The 14,746-nt window shown below is 75.7% G+C and carries 16 protein-coding genes; 5 read left to right on the top strand and 11 right to left on the bottom strand.

What is annotated here, in order from left to right:
• Positions 1-23: 23 nt before the first annotated feature.
• From BJ989_RS08955 to BJ989_RS08925, 7 genes are all read right to left on the bottom strand, one after another.
• The gene (locus tag BJ989_RS08955) at positions 24-851 is read right to left on the bottom strand and encodes an ATP-binding cassette domain-containing protein (protein WP_179517911.1); all 828 of its coding nucleotides are present in this window, start codon (positions 849-851) and stop codon (positions 24-26) included.
• Positions 848-1,918, bottom strand: a complete 1,071-nt coding sequence (locus BJ989_RS08950; protein WP_343049215.1) for an iron chelate uptake ABC transporter family permease subunit — start codon at positions 1,916-1,918, stop codon at positions 848-850. Before BJ989_RS08950 ends, BJ989_RS08955 begins: the two co-directional genes overlap by 4 nt.
• The gene (locus tag BJ989_RS08945) at positions 1,915-3,015 is read right to left on the bottom strand and encodes a FecCD family ABC transporter permease (protein WP_343049214.1); all 1,101 of its coding nucleotides are present in this window, start codon (positions 3,013-3,015) and stop codon (positions 1,915-1,917) included. Before BJ989_RS08945 ends, BJ989_RS08950 begins: the two co-directional genes overlap by 4 nt.
• A gap of 71 nt (positions 3,016-3,086) precedes the next feature.
• Positions 3,087-3,608, bottom strand: a complete 522-nt coding sequence (locus BJ989_RS08940; protein WP_179517910.1) for a PH domain-containing protein — start codon at positions 3,606-3,608, stop codon at positions 3,087-3,089.
• A gap of 7 nt (positions 3,609-3,615) precedes the next feature.
• Complete coding sequence (locus tag BJ989_RS08935; RefSeq protein ID WP_179517909.1) at positions 3,616-3,777, bottom strand: hypothetical protein; 162 nt, start codon at positions 3,775-3,777, stop codon at positions 3,616-3,618.
• Between the two features lie 126 nt (positions 3,778-3,903).
• On the bottom strand, positions 3,904-4,839 hold the full coding sequence (meaB, locus tag BJ989_RS08930; RefSeq protein WP_343049495.1) for a methylmalonyl Co-A mutase-associated GTPase MeaB: 936 nt from the start codon (positions 4,837-4,839) through the stop codon (positions 3,904-3,906).
• A gap of 80 nt (positions 4,840-4,919) precedes the next feature.
• Positions 4,920-6,119, bottom strand: a complete 1,200-nt coding sequence (locus BJ989_RS08925; RefSeq protein ID WP_179517907.1) for an acetyl-CoA C-acetyltransferase — start codon at positions 6,117-6,119, stop codon at positions 4,920-4,922.
• 166 nt (positions 6,120-6,285) lie between these two features.
• On the opposite strand from BJ989_RS08925, the gene mce reads away from it, so the two are divergent.
• The 4 genes from mce (at position 6,286) to BJ989_RS08905 (ending at position 10,894) form a co-directional block, all read left to right on the top strand.
• Positions 6,286-6,750, top strand: a complete 465-nt coding sequence (mce, locus tag BJ989_RS08920) for a methylmalonyl-CoA epimerase (protein ID WP_179517906.1) — start codon at positions 6,286-6,288, stop codon at positions 6,748-6,750.
• Positions 6,751-6,856: 106 nt separating this feature from the next.
• Positions 6,857-8,194 carry a crotonyl-CoA carboxylase/reductase gene (ccrA, locus tag BJ989_RS08915; protein ID WP_179517905.1) on the top strand — a complete coding sequence of 446 codons (1,338 nt, stop codon included), beginning with the start codon at positions 6,857-6,859 and terminating at the stop codon, positions 8,192-8,194.
• Positions 8,195-8,393: 199 nt separating this feature from the next.
• Positions 8,394-9,689, top strand: coding sequence for a coiled-coil domain-containing protein (locus tag BJ989_RS08910; RefSeq protein WP_246283420.1), 1,296 nt, complete (start codon positions 8,394-8,396; stop codon positions 9,687-9,689).
• 140 nt (positions 9,690-9,829) lie between these two features.
• Entirely contained in the window at positions 9,830-10,894 is a 1,065-nt protein-coding gene (locus BJ989_RS08905; RefSeq protein WP_343049213.1) for an AI-2E family transporter, read from the top strand.
• A 13-nt stretch (positions 10,895-10,907) separates the two neighbouring features.
• Here the strand turns inward: BJ989_RS08905 and BJ989_RS08900 are convergent, their stop codons facing one another.
• The 4 genes from BJ989_RS08900 to BJ989_RS08885 are packed head-to-tail and all read right to left on the bottom strand — an operon-like array spanning position 10,908 to position 14,147.
• Complete coding sequence (locus tag BJ989_RS08900; protein WP_179517904.1) at positions 10,908-11,213, bottom strand: AzlD domain-containing protein; 306 nt, start codon at positions 11,211-11,213, stop codon at positions 10,908-10,910.
• Positions 11,210-11,899, bottom strand: coding sequence for an AzlC family ABC transporter permease (locus tag BJ989_RS08895; protein ID WP_343049212.1), 690 nt, complete (start codon positions 11,897-11,899; stop codon positions 11,210-11,212). The genes BJ989_RS08900 and BJ989_RS08895 overlap by 4 nt, the downstream gene beginning before the upstream one ends.
• On the bottom strand, positions 11,896-13,116 hold the full coding sequence (locus tag BJ989_RS08890; RefSeq protein WP_179517903.1) for a cysteine desulfurase-like protein: 1,221 nt from the start codon (positions 13,114-13,116) through the stop codon (positions 11,896-11,898). Before BJ989_RS08890 ends, BJ989_RS08895 begins: the two co-directional genes overlap by 4 nt.
• A gap of 26 nt (positions 13,117-13,142) precedes the next feature.
• Complete coding sequence (locus BJ989_RS08885) at positions 13,143-14,147, bottom strand: EamA family transporter (RefSeq protein ID WP_179517902.1); 1,005 nt, start codon at positions 14,145-14,147, stop codon at positions 13,143-13,145.
• Between the two features lie 38 nt (positions 14,148-14,185).
• On the opposite strand from BJ989_RS08885, the gene BJ989_RS08880 reads away from it, so the two are divergent.
• A complete protein-coding gene (locus tag BJ989_RS08880) occupies positions 14,186-14,728 on the top strand; it encodes a CGNR zinc finger domain-containing protein (RefSeq protein ID WP_179517901.1) in 543 nt (180 codons plus the stop codon).
• Positions 14,729-14,746 lie beyond the last annotated feature (18 nt).

The raw sequence follows: 14,746 nt of genomic DNA, 5'->3' as shown, positions 1-14,746 counted from the left end.
CGTGGTGATTAGGTGAGGCTAACCTAACAGATGTCGGGAGCCGACCGCGGCAGCGGGCGGTCGGCCGTGGTGCGACGCCCCACGGGCACCACCATGGGCGAGCCGGTCACCGGGTCCGGCACCACCTGCGAGCGCAGGCCGAAGGCCTCCGCCACGCAGGCCTCGTCGAGGACGTCGGCAGGCGCGCCCTCGCGCAGCACCCGCCCCTCGCACATCACCACGAGGTGGTGCGCGTAGCGGGCGGCGAGGTTGAGGTCGTGCAGCACCATCACCACCGTCGTGCCGCGCTCGGCGTTCAGCTCCGCGAGCAGGTCGAGCACGTCGACCTGGTGGGCGATGTCGAGGTAGGTCGTCGGCTCGTCGAGCAGCATCGTGGCCGGGTCCTGCGCCAGCACCATCGCGATCCACACCCGCTGCCGCTGACCGCCCGACAGCTCCTCCACGCGGCGCGCGGCGAGGTCCTCGGTGTCGGTGAGCGCGAGCGCGCGGGCGACGGCGGCGGTGTCCTCGGCGCTCCAGCGGCGGAAGACGCCCTGGTGCGGGTGCCGGCCCCGGCCGACGAGGTCCGCCACGGTGATGCCCTCGGGGGCGGCCGGCTGCTGCGGCAGCAGGCCCAGCACGGTCGCCACGTCGCGCGGGCGCAGCCGGGCGAGGTCCTGGCCGTCCAGCTCGACACGGCCCCGCGTCGGGGTGAGCAGGCGCCCGAGCGCGCGCAGCAGCGTGGACTTGCCGCAGCCGTTGGCCCCGACGACCACGGTGATGCGGCCCGGGGGGACGGCGAGGTCGACGCCGTGGACGACGGTGTGCTCGCCGTAGGCCAGGTGCAGGTCGTGCGCGACGAGCCCGGTCACCGGGCCCGCCCGTGACCGGTGGCGAGCAGCCACACCAGGTAGGGGCCGCCGACGACGCCGGTGACGACGCCGACGGGCACCGCCAGGTCGGCGGGCAGCAGGTGCTGCGCCACGACGTCGGCCCCGACGACCAGCGCCGCCCCCACGAGCGCGGCGGGCACGAGGCCGAGCCCGCCGTCGCCGAGCAGGCGTCGCGCGACCGGAGCGGCGACGAAGGCCACGAACGCGACGGGGCCCGCGGCCGCGGTCGCCACGGCGGCGAGGGCGACCCCCAGCGCGACCACCAGCGCCCGCACCGTCTCGGTCCGCAGCCCGAGGCCCCCGGCCAGGTCGTCGCCGAGCAGCAGCAGCCCGAGCCCCCGGGCCACGAGGGCCACCAGGGGCACCAGGGCGGCCAGCGCCACGGCGAGCACCGCCACCAGCGGCCACGTGGCCTGGGCGGTGCTGCCGGTCATCCACAAGAGCGCCGCCTGGGCCTCGCGCACGTCGCTGCGGGTCAGCAGGTAGCCGACGACGCTCGCGCACAGGTAGGACACCCCGATCCCGGCGAGGACGAAGCGGTGACCGGTCATGCCGGCGCGCCACGCCACGGCGTACAGCAGCAGCCCGACGGCCGCGCCGCCCCCGAGCGCGGCGAGCGACACGGTCGCGCCGCCGGCCCCGGCGAGGAGCAGCGCGGCCACCGCACCGGCGCTGGCACCCTGGGTCACGCCGATGACGTCGGGGCTCGCGAGCGGGTTGCGCAGGACCGACTGGAAGAGCGCGCCGGCCAGGCCGAAGGCGACGCCGACGAGGAGGCCGAGCAGCAGCCGCGGCAGGCGCAGGTCGACCACGACGAAGCGTGCGGGCCCCTCGCCGCCCAGCAGCGCCTGGGCGACCTGCACCGGGGTGAGGCGGTAGTCGCCGAGGACGAGCGCGGCGAGCGAGACCGTCGCCATGACGACGAGCAGGCCGGTCGTGACGCCGACCGCGCGGCCCGCCCGGCGGCGGCGAGCGCGGAGCACCGCGTCGCCGGCCGCGGCGGCGCGCTGCGCCAGGGCGGGGGCGTCGAGGACCGGGGCGCTCACGCGGCCACGCTCCTCGTCCGCCGCACCAGCGCGAGGAGGACCGTGGCGCCGAGGACGGCGACCACGAGCCCGGCCTCGACCTCCGCGGGCCCGGCGACGAGCCGCCCGAGCACGTCGGCGGTCAGCAGCAGCACGGGCCCGGCCAGCGCGGAGAGCGGGACCGTCCAGCGGTGGTCCGGGCCGACGAGCAGCCGGGCGACGTGGGGCACGACCAGGCCGACGAAGGCGATCGGACCCACGAGCGAGACCGCCGAGCCGCACAGCAGCACCACCGACACCACGACGAGGAGCCGGCCGCGCGCGACGTCGACGCCCAGCCCGCGTGCGACGTCGTCGCCGAGCGCGAGTGCGTTGAGCACGCGTGCAGCGGCCAGGGCGAGCACGAGGCCCACCAGCACGAAGGGCAGCACCGTGGCGAGCACGGGCAGGGAGCGGCCCACCAGCGAGCCGACCTGCCAGAAGCGGTACTCGTCCAGGGTGTTGCGGTCGGTCAGCAGCACCACCGAGACCAGGGAGGTGCAGGTCGCGGTCACCGCAGCACCCACGAGCGCCAGCTTGACCGGCGTCGCGCCCTCGAAGCCGCGCGACGCCGCTCCGTGCACCAGCAGGGCCGCGACGGCGGCGCCCGCGAAGGCGAACCACAGGTAGCCCCCGACGGAGCCGACGCCGAGCGCCGCGATCGCGACCACGACGGCCAGCGACGCGCCGGCGTTGATGCCGAGCAGACCGGGGTCGGCGATCGGGTTGCGCGTGACGCCCTGCACGAGGGCGCCGGCGGCCCCGAGGGCCGCTCCCCCGACGAGACCGATCAGCGTGCGCGGCAGGCGCAGCTCGCGCACCACGAGGTGGTCGTTGTCGCCCGGCACCGGGGACACCAGAGCGGCCCAGACGTCGGCCGGGGCCACGTCGCGGGCACCCAGCGCGAGGCTCGCCAGCACGGTGAGGCCGAGCAGGGCCAGCAGCACGACGGTCCCCACCGCTCCGCGGCGTGCCGTGCCCGCCGCCGTGCCCGCAGCACCGGACGTACCGGGCGCACCGGGCGCACCGGGCGTGCCCGGCAGCTCCGGGACCCCCGCCGGTCGGTCGAGCAGCGACACGTCTCCCCCTCGTCTGGGCCGCGCAGACGGCCAGGTGAGGGCAGCCTAACCTCAGTCGGGTGGCCGCGTCGTCACGGGACCCGCGGCCCGCGCAGCCCGGAGCGCTGCACGACGCGCTGGATCGCGAGGTCGCGCTCGTGCGGGCGACCGACGTAGCGGATGTCGCGCAGGCCCTGCTCCTGCGCGGCGGACTCGAAGACGAAGTGGCCGAAGCCGAGGAGCCTGCCGTGCAGCGGCCGGGCGACGGTGATGTCGAGGATCCGGGTGAGCGGCATCGTCGACAGCTGCTGGGAGAAGACCCCGTGCACCCGGAAGACGCGCATGTTGGTGATGACGAAGCGGTCGACGTGCGCCGCGAGCGCCCGCCAGGTCGCGTGCAGTGCGAGCCCGGCCGCCGCGAGGAGCGGGAGCCAGGCGAGGTCGAGGGGGGCGAAGGGCACGAGTGCGAGGAGGGCGATCGCGACGAGGCCCTCGAGGAGCGGGCGCACGTAGACCACCCAGTGGTGGCGCACCTCGTCGACGACGACCTCGCCCTCCTCCCGCAGCAGGTGCCGGTGCACCTGGGGGTCGGTCAGGGCCGTGCGCAGGCCCACGCCGGGCTCAGAGCTCGCCGAGGAAGTCGCGCAGCGCCGCGGCGCCGTCGGCGAGCAGGCCGAGCAGCGACTCCGCGCCGGCGCCGGTGCGGTCGGCCATGCCGCTCGGGTCGGTGACCATCCAGAAGACCAGGAAGGCCACCAGCAGCCAGAGCAGGACCTTCTTCATGCGCGCACGGCTCCGTCTCGGTCGGGGAAGGGACGCAGACCCGACCTGTCTAGCAGTGCGCCACCCCGCGGGGTGGGAGCCACGCCGGACCACCCGGCCGCGCAGCGGTGCGCGGGCGTGCCGGCGTCAGCGGTCGACGAGGAGCGAGTCCGCCGCGGCGTAGGGGTCGAGGTCGCCGTCGACGACGCGGGCCGCGAGCTCGTCGAGGCCGCGGTGGTCCCCGAGGTCCCCCCACCGGGCGCGCAGCGAGGCCAGCGCGATCGCCTCGACCTCGTCGCGGGCGCGGCGCACCTGCGCCCGGCGCCGGCGCCCGTCCTCCCCCAGCCACGCGAGGTGGTCGGCCAGCGCGGCGGCGAGCTCGTCGAGCCCCTCGCCTCGCGCGGCCACGGTGCGCACGATCGGCGGTCGCCACGCCGCCGCCGGGCGGTCGGCCAGCGCGAGCATCCCGCGCAGGTGCCGCCGCACCTCCTCGGAGCCCTCGCGGTCGGCCTTGTTGACGACGTAGACGTCGCCGACCTCGAGGATGCCCGCCTTCGCCGCCTGGATGCCGTCACCCATGCCGGGCGCCAGCAGCACGACGGTCGTGTCGGCCAGGCCCGCCACCTCGACCTCGCTCTGGCCCACGCCGACGGTCTCGACCAGCACGACGTCGCAGCCGGCCGCATCGAGCACGCGCACGGCCTGCGGGGTCGACCACGACAGCCCGCCGAGCTGGCCGCGGGAGGCCATCGAGCGGATGTAGACGCCCTCGTCGAGGGCGTGCTCGGCCATGCGCACCCGGTCGCCGAGCAGCGCGCCGCCCGAGAAGGGCGACGACGGGTCGACCGCGAGCACGCCGACCCGCTTGCCCGCGCGGCGCAGCTCGGTGACGAGGGCGCTCGTGGTGGTCGACTTGCCCACGCCCGGGGCACCGGTGAGGCCGACGACGTGCGCGCGACCGGCGTACGGCGTGAGTGCCGCCATCACCTCGCGCAGCAGCGGCGAGGCGTCCTCGACGAGCGAGACGAGCCGGGCGACGGCGCGCGGCTGCCCGGCCCGTGCCTGCTCGACGAGCGCGGGCACGTCGACGGCGCGCGACGACGCCCTCCCCGTCGCGCCGCGCGGGGCGCGCGGCGACGAGGAGGGCGTCACGTCGGAGGCGCTCAGGCGCCCGGGACGCGCACGATCAGCGCGTCGCCCTGGCCACCGCCGCCGCAGAGCGCGGCCGCGCCGACGCCGCCGCCGCGGCGCTTGAGCTCGAGCGCGAGGTGCAGCACGACCCGGGCACCGGACATCCCGACGGGGTGGCCCAGCGCAATCGCGCCGCCGTTGACGTTGACCTTCTCGTCGGGCAGGTCGAGCTCGCGGGCCGAGGAGATGCCGACCGCGGCGAAGGCCTCGTTGAACTCGACGAGGTCGAGGTCGGTCGGGCTGATGCCCTCCTTCTCGCACGCCTTCGCCGTGGCGGCCGCCGGCTGCAGCTGCAGCGTCGAGTCGGGGCCGGCCACCATGCCGTGGGCGCCGATCTCGCACAGCCAGTCCAGCCCGAGCTCCTCGGCCTTGGCCTTGCTCATGACGACGACGGCGCAGGCGCCGTCGGAGATCTGCGAGGCCGACCCGGCCGTGATGGTGCCGTCCTTGCGGAAGGCGGGGCGCAGCTTGCCGAGCGACTCGACGGTGGTGTCGCCGCGCACGCCCTCGTCGGTGGCGACGACGACCGGGTCGCCCTTGCGCTGCGGGATCTCGACGGGCACGACCTCCTCGTCGAAGACGCCGTTCTTCCACGCCGTCGCGGCCTTCTGGTGCGACTGGGCGGCGAAGTGGTCCTGCTCCTCGCGGGTCAGGTTGGCCGAGGCCGCGTTGCACTCCTCGGTGAGCAGGCCCATCGCCTGCGAGGTGACCTGGTCGAAGAGCGCGTCGTAGGCCATCGAGTCGACCAGCGCGGTGTCGCCGTACTTGAAGCCCTCGCGCGACTTCGGCAGCAGGTGCGGGGCGTTGGTCATCGACTCCATGCCGCCGGCGACGACGATCTCGCACTCGCCGGCGCGGATCATCTGGTCGGCCGTGGCGATGGCGTTGAGGCCCGAGAGGCAGACCTTGTTGATGGTGATGGACGGGACGCTCATCGGGATGCCGCCGGCGACCGCGGCGCCGCGGGCGGGGTTCTGCCCCGCTCCGGCCAGGATGACCTGGCCCATGATCACGTAGTCGACCTGGTCGCCCGAGACGCCGGCCTTCTCGAGGGCGCCCTTGATCGCGACGCCGCCGAGGTCGGCGGCGGTGAGGGTCTTGAGCCCGCCGAGCAGGCGGCCGATCGGGGTGCGCGCGCCGGCGACGATGACGCTCGGGGAACGGTCGGACATGAGGGGCCTCCACAGGACGGGGCGGACGGGGTCGGGCAGTCCGGCGACCATACCCACGGCACGCCGCGCCCCGACAGGCCTGCCGCCCAGCCGGAGCGCCCGCGGCCGTGTCGCGCTCGTCACACCCCCTCGCGCGCGGCGGAGCCCCGGCGCCACCATGTCGGCCATGACCGCACCCCTGGACGTCCCCGGCCACCTCTTCACCGCGATCGACCACGTCGGCATCGCCGTGGCGGACCTCGACGAGGCCACCGCCTTCTACCGCGACACCTTCGGGATGCACGTGGTGCACGAGGAGGTCAACGAGGAGCAGGGCGTGCGCGAGGCGATGGTCGCGGTCGGCGACTCCGGCTCGTGCATCCAGCTCCTCGCTCCCCTGACCCCGGAGTCGACGATCGCGAAGTTCCTCGACCGCTCGGGCCCGGGCCTGCAGCAGCTCGCCTACCGCGTCACCGACGTCGAGGCGGTGTCGGCCGTGCTGCGCGAGCGCGGCGTGCGCCTGCTCTACGACGCCCCCAAGCGCGGCACCTCCGACAGCCGCATCAACTTCGTGCACCCGAAGGACGCCGGCGGCGTGCTGGTGGAGCTCGTGGAGCCGGCGGCGGGCGGCCACGGCACCGCCGCGCACTGAGAGTCGCGCCACACCTCGACCCACCCGAAGTTACCGCCCGGTACCTTCGCCTCGCCCCTGCCCCCGCCAGCGGGCACCGCGCCACCCACCAGACAGGAGACGCACCGTGCAGCACATCCTCGACGCGATCCAGGCGGAGGACTCCACCGCCCAGGACTTCGCCTCCCTCGCCCTGCCCGAGTCCTACCGCGCCGTGACGGTGCACAAGGACGAGGTCGACATGTTCGAGGGCGTCGCCACCCGCGACAAGGACCCCCGCGCGTCCCTGCACGTCGACGAGGTGCCGCTGCCCGAGCTCGGCCCGGGCGAGGCGTTCGTGGCCGTCATGGCCTCGGCCATCAACTACAACACCGTGTGGACCTCGATCTTCGAGCCGGTCTCGACCTTCGGCTTCCTCGAGCGCTACGGCCGCCAGTCCGACCTCACCAAGCGCCACGACCTGCCCTACCACATCGTCGGCTCGGACCTCTCCGGCGTCGTGCTGGCCGTCGGCCCCGGCGTCACGAAGTGGAAGCCGGGCGACCGCGTCGTCGCGCACTGCCTCTCGGTCGAGCTCGAGGACCCGCAGGGCCACGACGACGCGATGATGGACCCGCAGCAGCGGATCTGGGGCTTCGAGACCAACTTCGGCGGCCTCGCCGACGTCGCGATGGTCAAGGCCAACCAGCTGATGCCGAAGCCCGAGCACCTCACGTGGGAGGAGGCCGCCTCCCCCGGCCTCGTGAACTGCACCGCCTACCGCCAGCTGGTCTCCAAGAACGGCGGCGCGATGAAGCAGGGCGACAACGTCCTCATCTGGGGCGCGTCCGGCGGCCTCGGCGGCTTCGCGACGCAGTACGCCCTCAACGGCGGCGCGACGCCCGTCTGCGTCGTCTCCAACGAGGAGAAGGCCCAGATCGCCCGCTCGATGGGCGCGGAGCTGGTGATCAACCGCTCCGAGGAGGGCTACCAGTTCTGGAAGGACGAGCGCACCCAGGACCCGAAGGAGTGGAAGCGCTTCGGCGCCCGCATCCGCGAGCTGACCGGCGGCGAGGACATCGACATCGTCTTCGAGCACCCCGGCCGCGAGACCTTCGGCGCGTCGGTCTACGTCACCCGCAAGGGCGGCACCATCACGACCTGCGCCTCCACCAGCGGCTACATGCACGAGTACGACAACCGCTACCTGTGGATGAACCTCAAGCGGATCGTCTCCTCGCACTTCGCCAACTACCGCGAGTCGTGGGAGGCCAACCGCCTGGTCGCGAAGGGCAAGATCCACCCCACCCTGTCGCGCACCTACACCCTCGAGGAGACCGGCCAGGCCGCGCTCGACGTGCACCACAACAAGCACCAGGGCAAGGTCGGCGTCCTCTGCCTCTCCCCCGAGGAGGGCCTCGGCGTGCGCAACCCCGAGATGCGCGAGGAGCACCTCGAGGCGATCAACCGCTTCCGCGGCGTCTGAGCCGCGCCACCCGCGCCACCCGCACCACCCGCACCACCCGCGACACCCCGGCCCGCCCCGCGCGCCGGGGTGTCGTGCTGTGGGGGCATCGGCCAGACTGGGACCTCGCCGGCCACCCCGGCCCGCACGACCTGCACCGACCTGCACCGACCTGCACCGACCTGCACCGACCTGCACCCAGGAAGAGGAACGCGACGCGATGAGCGACCGAGGCCTGTCCATCTTCGACGAGCCCGACGGCGAGCGCCCGAAGGGCGGCAGCACCGCCGCCGGAGCCGCGCCGGCCCGCCCCACCGCTGCGGACGGGCCCGACCGGGAGGGCGCCGACGTGGAGGGCCCCGACGCCGAGGCCACGCAGGTGATCCCCGCCGTCGCCCCCCGCCCGGCGACCCCGCCGACCCGGGCCTCGGGCGCGACCGCCGCTCCCCCGGCCCGCACCCCGGCAGGCAGCCCCGCCCCGGCCGCCGCCCCGGCCGTGCCGCCGCCCCCGGCCGCGGCCGTCACCTTCCCCGTCGTGCGCCGCGGCGGCTACGACCGCGAGGCGGTCGACCACGGGGTGCGACGCCTGCAGGGCGAGCGCGAGGAGCTGCGCGGCGCCCTGGCCGGCCTGCAGCAGCGCGCGCAGCAGCTCGAGGCCCACGTCGCGGAGCTGCAGCGCCGCGCGGCGGAGGCGGAGTCGCCGTCGTACGCCGGGCTCGGCGGCCGCGCGAGCGAGATGCTGCGCCTGGCCGAGGAGGAGGCCGCGGAGATCCGCGAGGCCGCCCACCGCGAGGCCCTCGAGATCCGCGAGCAGGCCACCCGCGACGCCCGCGCCGCGCGCGCCGACGCCGAGCGCGAGGCCGAGGACATGCGCATGGTGCAGCTGAAGGACCTCGAGGAGCAGCGTGCGCGGGTGCTCGCCGAGGCCGAGCGCGAGCGCGTGCTGGCCCGCAGCGAGTCCGAGGACCTGCGCGCCGCCGCGCGACGCGAGTCCGACCAGCTGCGCCTCGCGGCCCAGCAGGAGGCCAACGAGCTGCGCACCGGCGCGACCCGCGAGGCCGAGCAGCTGCGCGCCGGTGCCGACCGCGAGGTGCAGGAGGCCCGGCGCACGCTGGCGGTGGAGAAGGAGCGCCTCGCGCGCGAGGCCACCGACCACCACGCGAGCGCGATGGCCGAGACCCGCCGCCTCGTCGAGGAGGCCGAGCAGCGCGCCGCCGCCGCCGAGGCCCGCGCCGCCGAGGCCAACCAGCAGGCCACCGCGCAGCGGCAGCAGGCGCAGACCGAGTCGGAGCAGATCCTCTCCCGCGCCCGCCGCGAGGCGGAGCAGGTCGTCGCCTCGGCCCGCACCCAGGCCGAGTCGATCACCGCCTCCGGCAACGCCGAGGCCGAGCGCGCCCTGGCACAGGTCACGGCCGAGGTCACGCGCATGACCCGTCGCCGCGACGCGATCGCGGCGCAGCTCGGTGCGCTGCGCGACGTGGTGGCGGGCTTCGCCGAGGACGAGGACGCGTCCTGAGCGGCGCCGCGCCCCCGCCGTCGGACCCGCCCGGCGGCGGGTCCGAGCCCCGGCCGGGGCCGCAGTCCGGGCCCGACCCGGAGCCGCTGCGCGCGCCGGCACCGGAGCCCGAGCCCGTCCCGCGGGGGGCGCACGTCTTCGTGCCCGAGCACCCGCTGGGGGCGCCGGGCGTGCCGCTGGCGGCGCACTCCCCCTTCTACGTCGGCTTCCTGGGCGCCTCGGGCGCGCTGCTCGCGATCTTCCTCGCCACCCAGCTGCAGACCGTCACCTCGAGCCTGCTGCTCATCGTCGTCTCTGCCTTCCTCGCGGTCGGCCTGAGCCCGGCGGTCACGTTCCTCACCCGCCGCGGCCTCGGGCGGGGCTGGGCCGTGCTGGCGGTGACGCTGGCCGTGCTCGGCGCCCTCGCGCTCTTCCTCGTCACGCTCGTGCCGGTCATCAGCGACCAGGTGCAGCGGCTGACCCAGAACGCCCCCGGCTGGTTCGACGCGCTGCTCGACAACCCGCGGGTCCAGGAGCTCAACGCCGAGTACGAGGTGGTCGACAAGCTGCGCGACTACGTCGCCAACGGCGACTTCGCCTCCGCGGCCTTCGGCGGCGTCCTCGGCTTCGGCATCGCCGTGCTCTCGGCGCTGGTCAACACCTTCTTCATCATCGTGCTGACCCTCTACTTCCTGGCCTCGCTGCCCTCGATCACCGAGTCGGTCTACCGCCTCGCCCCGGCCAGCCGGCGCCAGCGCGTCTCGCTGCTGGGCGACCGGATCCTGGCCAACATCGGCGCCTACGTCTCCGGCGCCTTCGTCGTGGCGACCGTCGCCGGGGTGACCTCGCTGGTGTTCCTCTTCGCGGTGGGCCTCGGCGAGTACGCCGTGGCGCTCGCCTTCACCGTCGCGCTCCTCGACATCATCCCGATGATCGGGGCGACGCTCGGCGCCGTGCTCGTGAGCGCCATCGGCTTCGCCACCGACGTGCGCATCGGCATCGCGTGCGTGGTGTTCTACGTGATCTACCAGCAGGTCGAGAACTACCTGGTCTACCCCCGCGTGATGTCGCGCTCGGTCGACATGCCCGGCGCGCTCATCGTGGTCGCCGCGCTGCTCGGCGCCGGCCTGCTCGGCGTGGTGGGCGCGCTGCTCGCGATCCCGACCGCCGCGGCGGTGCTGCTGCTGACCCGCGAGGTGTTCGTCCGCCGCCAGGACGCCCGCTAGCTCCCGTCCCGCCTCAGCCGACGGCGCGCAGCACCGCGGTCACGCCGACCGCCACGAGCACGGCCAGCAGCAGTGGCCCGCGGCGCCAGATGACGACCGCCGCGACCGCCACGCCGGCGGTGCTGGCGTCGACCTGCAGCCGCGCGCCGTCGGCCAGGGTGGAGGTCACCACGAGCGCCGCCAGCAGCACCGGCGGCAGCAGCCGCACCACGCCCGCCCACCGCGGCGGCAGCGACCGGCCGCCGAGGAGCACGGGCCCGGCCGCCTTGACCAGGGCGGTGCTCACCGCGAGCGCCGCGATCAGCAGCCAGACCGTCACCGGGCCAGCCCCACGAGCGCGACGACCGCGGCCACCAGCACCGGGACCCCGGGCGGCGCGACGGGCACCAGTGCGAGCGCGACCACCGCCCCGGCGACGGCGACACCCCGCGAGCGCGGGTCGCGCAGCTCGGCGGCGAGCAGGGCGAGGAAGAAGGTGGGGAAGACCGCGTCGAGCCCGAAGCGGGCGGTGTCGCCGACCAGGTCGCCCGCCACCGCCCCGGCGAGCGTGCCGCTGAGCCACCCGGCGTACTGCGGGACGGTGGCGCCCATCAGCAGGTGCCGGTCGAAGGTGCCGTCGCCGCGGTTGGCCAGCACCCACGACGGGTCGACGACCGTCTGGCCCTGCAGCGCGCGCACCGCCGGCCCGCGCGTCAACGACGGTGCCAGCGCGATGCCCATCGCGAGGAAGCGGGCATTCATGAGCGTGCCGGCGAGCACCCCCGGCAGCAGGCCGCCACCGGCGGTCACGATCGAGGTGGCAGCGAACTGGGCGGAGCCCGCGTGCACCAGGGCCGACATCGCGACCGCCTGCGCCACGGTGAAGCCCGACTGCACGGCGAGCACGCCGAAGGACAGCGCGAGGAGGAAGGAGACGAGCGACAGGGGCACGCCCGCGCGCACGCCGCGCCGGAAGGAGTCGCGGGGCGACCCGGGCGGGGGCGACGGCCGGGACAGCCCGCTCACGCCAGCGTGGCGAGCGCGGCGACGAGGCGGTCGACCTCGTCGGGGGTGGTGTAGCACTCGAGCCCGACCCGCACGCCGCCGGCGGGGTGGAGGCCGAGCAGCTGCCCGAGCTCGTGGGCGTAGAACGTGCCGGCCGGGGCGTCGACGCCCGCCGCGGCCAGCCGCTCGGTGACCTCGGCGGGGGCGAGGCCGTCGACGTGGAGCAGCACCGTCGGGGTACGCCGCGGCGGGGCCGGCTGCACCCGCACGTGCGGGAGGTCATCGAGGCCGGCGAGCAGCTGCGCGAGCAGAGCGTGCTCGTGCTCCTCGACGGCGGTCATCGAGGCGCGCAGCCGCGCGCGCCGCGGCGCCTCGGCGCCACCGTCGCCGCCGCCGGGCGCCAGCCCGGCCAGCACCTCGACGGCCGCGGTCGTGCCGGCGAGCAGCTCGTAGGGCAGCGTGCCGAGCTCGAAGCGCTCGGGCACCGCGTCGGTGGAGGGCGCGAGCTTGTCGGGGTGCAGCGTCTCGAGCCACGCCGGGTCGGCCACCATGGCACCGAGGTGCGGGCCGAGGAACTTGTAGGGCGAGCAGAGCACCACGTCGGCCCCGAGCGCTGCGCGGTCGACAGGGGCGTGCGGGGCGAGCGCGACCGCGTCGACGCTGACCAGCGCGCCGTGGGCGTGGGCGGCCGCCGCGACCGCGGCGACGTCGGGCCGCGTGCCGATGAGGTTCGAGGCGCCGGTGATCGCCACGAGGCGCGTGCGAGGGCCGACGAGGGCGGTCACGACCTCGTCCGGGAGGTCACCGGTGGCCGGGTCGGGGTCGGCCCAGCGCACGGTCGCGCCCGCGCGCTCGGCCGCGGTGACCCACGGCCGCACGTGGGCATCGTGGTCGAGCCGCGTCACGACGACCTCGTCGCCCGCGCGCCACGGCCGTGCGGGGTCGTGGGCCAGGGTGCGGGCCAGGTCGAAGGTCAGCTGCGTCATCGAGCGGCCGAAGACGACACCGCGGGGGTCGCCGCCGAGCAGGTCGGCGACTGCGGACCGGGCCTCGACCACCACCCGCTCCGCGCGCGAGCCCACCTCCCCGGGGCCACGCTGGCAGATCCCGGAGGCCAGGGTCGAGGCCACGGCGTGCGCCACCGCCCGCGGCACGAGCGAGCCGCCCGGGCCGTCGAAGCGGGCCCGGCCGTCGGCGAGCGCGGGCAGCTGGCGGCGCAGGGCGTCGAGGTCGATCACGGGCCTAGCCTGGCACCCGGGCCGGGTCAGGCCGGCAGCGGCTCGCGCCGCACGACCCGGCGCTCGCCGGCCCGCACCCCGACCACGCCGAGGAGGACCAGCGCGCCGCCGGCCAGCTGGACCGCCCCGGGCAGCTCGGCGAGCAGCCACCAGGAGAAGCCGACGGCGGCGAGCACCTCGAGGAGCGCGACGAAGGAAGCCAGGCGCGAGCCCAGGCGGCGGCTGGCGGCGATGCCCGTGCCGTAGGCGAAGCCGGCGCTGACGAGGCCGAGCACCACCAGCGGGACCCACCAGGCGACGGCGAAGGTGGCGTACTGCGCGTCGGCGGTCGAGGCCGACATCGGCATCAGGCCGGTGAGGCCCAGCAGGCCGAGCAGCACGGCGCCGACGACGAGCCCGCCCGAGGCCAACGCCATGGGCGGCAGGCCGTTGCGCTCGTCGGCGGAGATGACGAAGTAGCCGGCGAGCCCGACCATCGCGGCAAGGGCCCACGCCATGCCGACGACGCTGACCTCGGCCCCGGAGAAGAGGTCGAGCACCAGCACGAGGCCGGCCACGGCGACGGCGGCGCCGGCAAGGGTCAGGGCCGAGGGCTTCTCGCCCCGGCGCCACCACATCCACCCGACGACGACGACGGGCGCGGCGTACTCGACGAGGAGCGCGGGCGCGACCTGCATGTGCTGGACCGCCGAGAAGTAGCAGAACTGCGCGACCGCGACGGCGAGGGCACCGTAGAGCACCACCACCCCGGCGCTGCGGCGCAGCAGCACCCAGCGACCGCGCAGGGCGTGGACGCCGAAGGGCAGCACCGCGAGCGCGCCGATGCTGACGCGCACCAGCACCGTGGCGCCGGGGCTCCAGCCGCTGTCGAGCAGGCCGCGGGCGACCGCGCCCGCCGTGCCGAACGCGAGCGCCGACACGAGGGCGAGGAGCAGACCGGGGCCGAGCCCGGGGTGGGCGCTCGCGGCCGCGCTCGCAGCCCCGGGGGCGACGGTGGAGCGGGCGGTACTGTCACGAGTCACGGCGGTCATGGCACATGACGGTACGCCTGCGGTGGTAAGGTGTCAAAATGCTCTTCACCCATGACACGGAGGTCTCGCTGCAGTCCGCCGTCGAGCTGGTGAACTCCGCGGGCGAGCCCGACACCCTCACCGAGGTGGCCGACCTCGACGACTTCTACGAGCGCTACGAGTTCACGGGTCGCCACGAGCGCACCCGCGCCGAGCTCGACGAGGTGCGCGCCCTGCGCGCGCGCCTGCGCCGGCTGCTCACCAGCAGCCGCGACGACGCCGTCGAGCAGGTCAACGCGATGCTGGCCGAGGCCGGTGCGCTGCCGCAGCTCGTGCGCCACGACCGCTTCGACTGGCACCTGCACGCCGTCGACCCCGACAGCCCGCTGGCGGTGCGCATCAGCGTCGAGACCGCGATGGCGATGGTCGACGTGGTGCGCGCCGACGAGATGTCGCGCCTCTCGGTGTGCGACCAGGAGGACTGCGACGGTCTCGTCCTCGACCTCTCGCGCAACCGCTCGCGCCGCTACTGCTCGACCGGCTGCACGAACCGGGCCGCGGTCGCGGCCTACCGCGAGCGGCAGCGGCGCGCCGAGGCCTGAGCCCCGACGCGCCGACGC

The sequence above is a fragment of the Nocardioides perillae genome (assembly GCF_013409425.1).
In the GTDB taxonomy this organism is placed as follows: domain Bacteria; phylum Actinomycetota; class Actinomycetes; order Propionibacteriales; family Nocardioidaceae; genus Nocardioides; species Nocardioides perillae.
This window is presented reverse-complemented; position numbering and strand designations above follow the sequence as displayed.

Bases quoted from the DNA above. Each gene is read 5' to 3' on its own strand.
- BJ989_RS08935 (WP_179517909.1), bottom strand. From the start codon at position 3,777: ATGAAGAAGGTCCTGCTCTGGCTGCTGGTGGCCTTCCTGGTCTTCTGG.
- BJ989_RS08925 (WP_179517907.1), bottom strand. From the start codon at position 6,119: ATGTCCGACCGTTCCCCGAGCGTCATCGTCGCCGGCGCGCGCACCCCG.
- mce (WP_179517906.1), top strand. From the start codon at position 6,286: ATGACCGCACCCCTGGACGTCCCCGGCCACCTCTTCACCGCGATCGAC.
- BJ989_RS08910 (WP_246283420.1), top strand. From the start codon at position 8,394: ATGAGCGACCGAGGCCTGTCCATCTTCGACGAGCCCGACGGCGAGCGC.
- BJ989_RS08885 (WP_179517902.1), bottom strand. From the start codon at position 14,147: ATGACCGCCGTGACTCGTGACAGTACCGCCCGCTCCACCGTCGCCCCC.
- BJ989_RS08880 (WP_179517901.1), top strand. From the start codon at position 14,186: ATGCTCTTCACCCATGACACGGAGGTCTCGCTGCAGTCCGCCGTCGAG.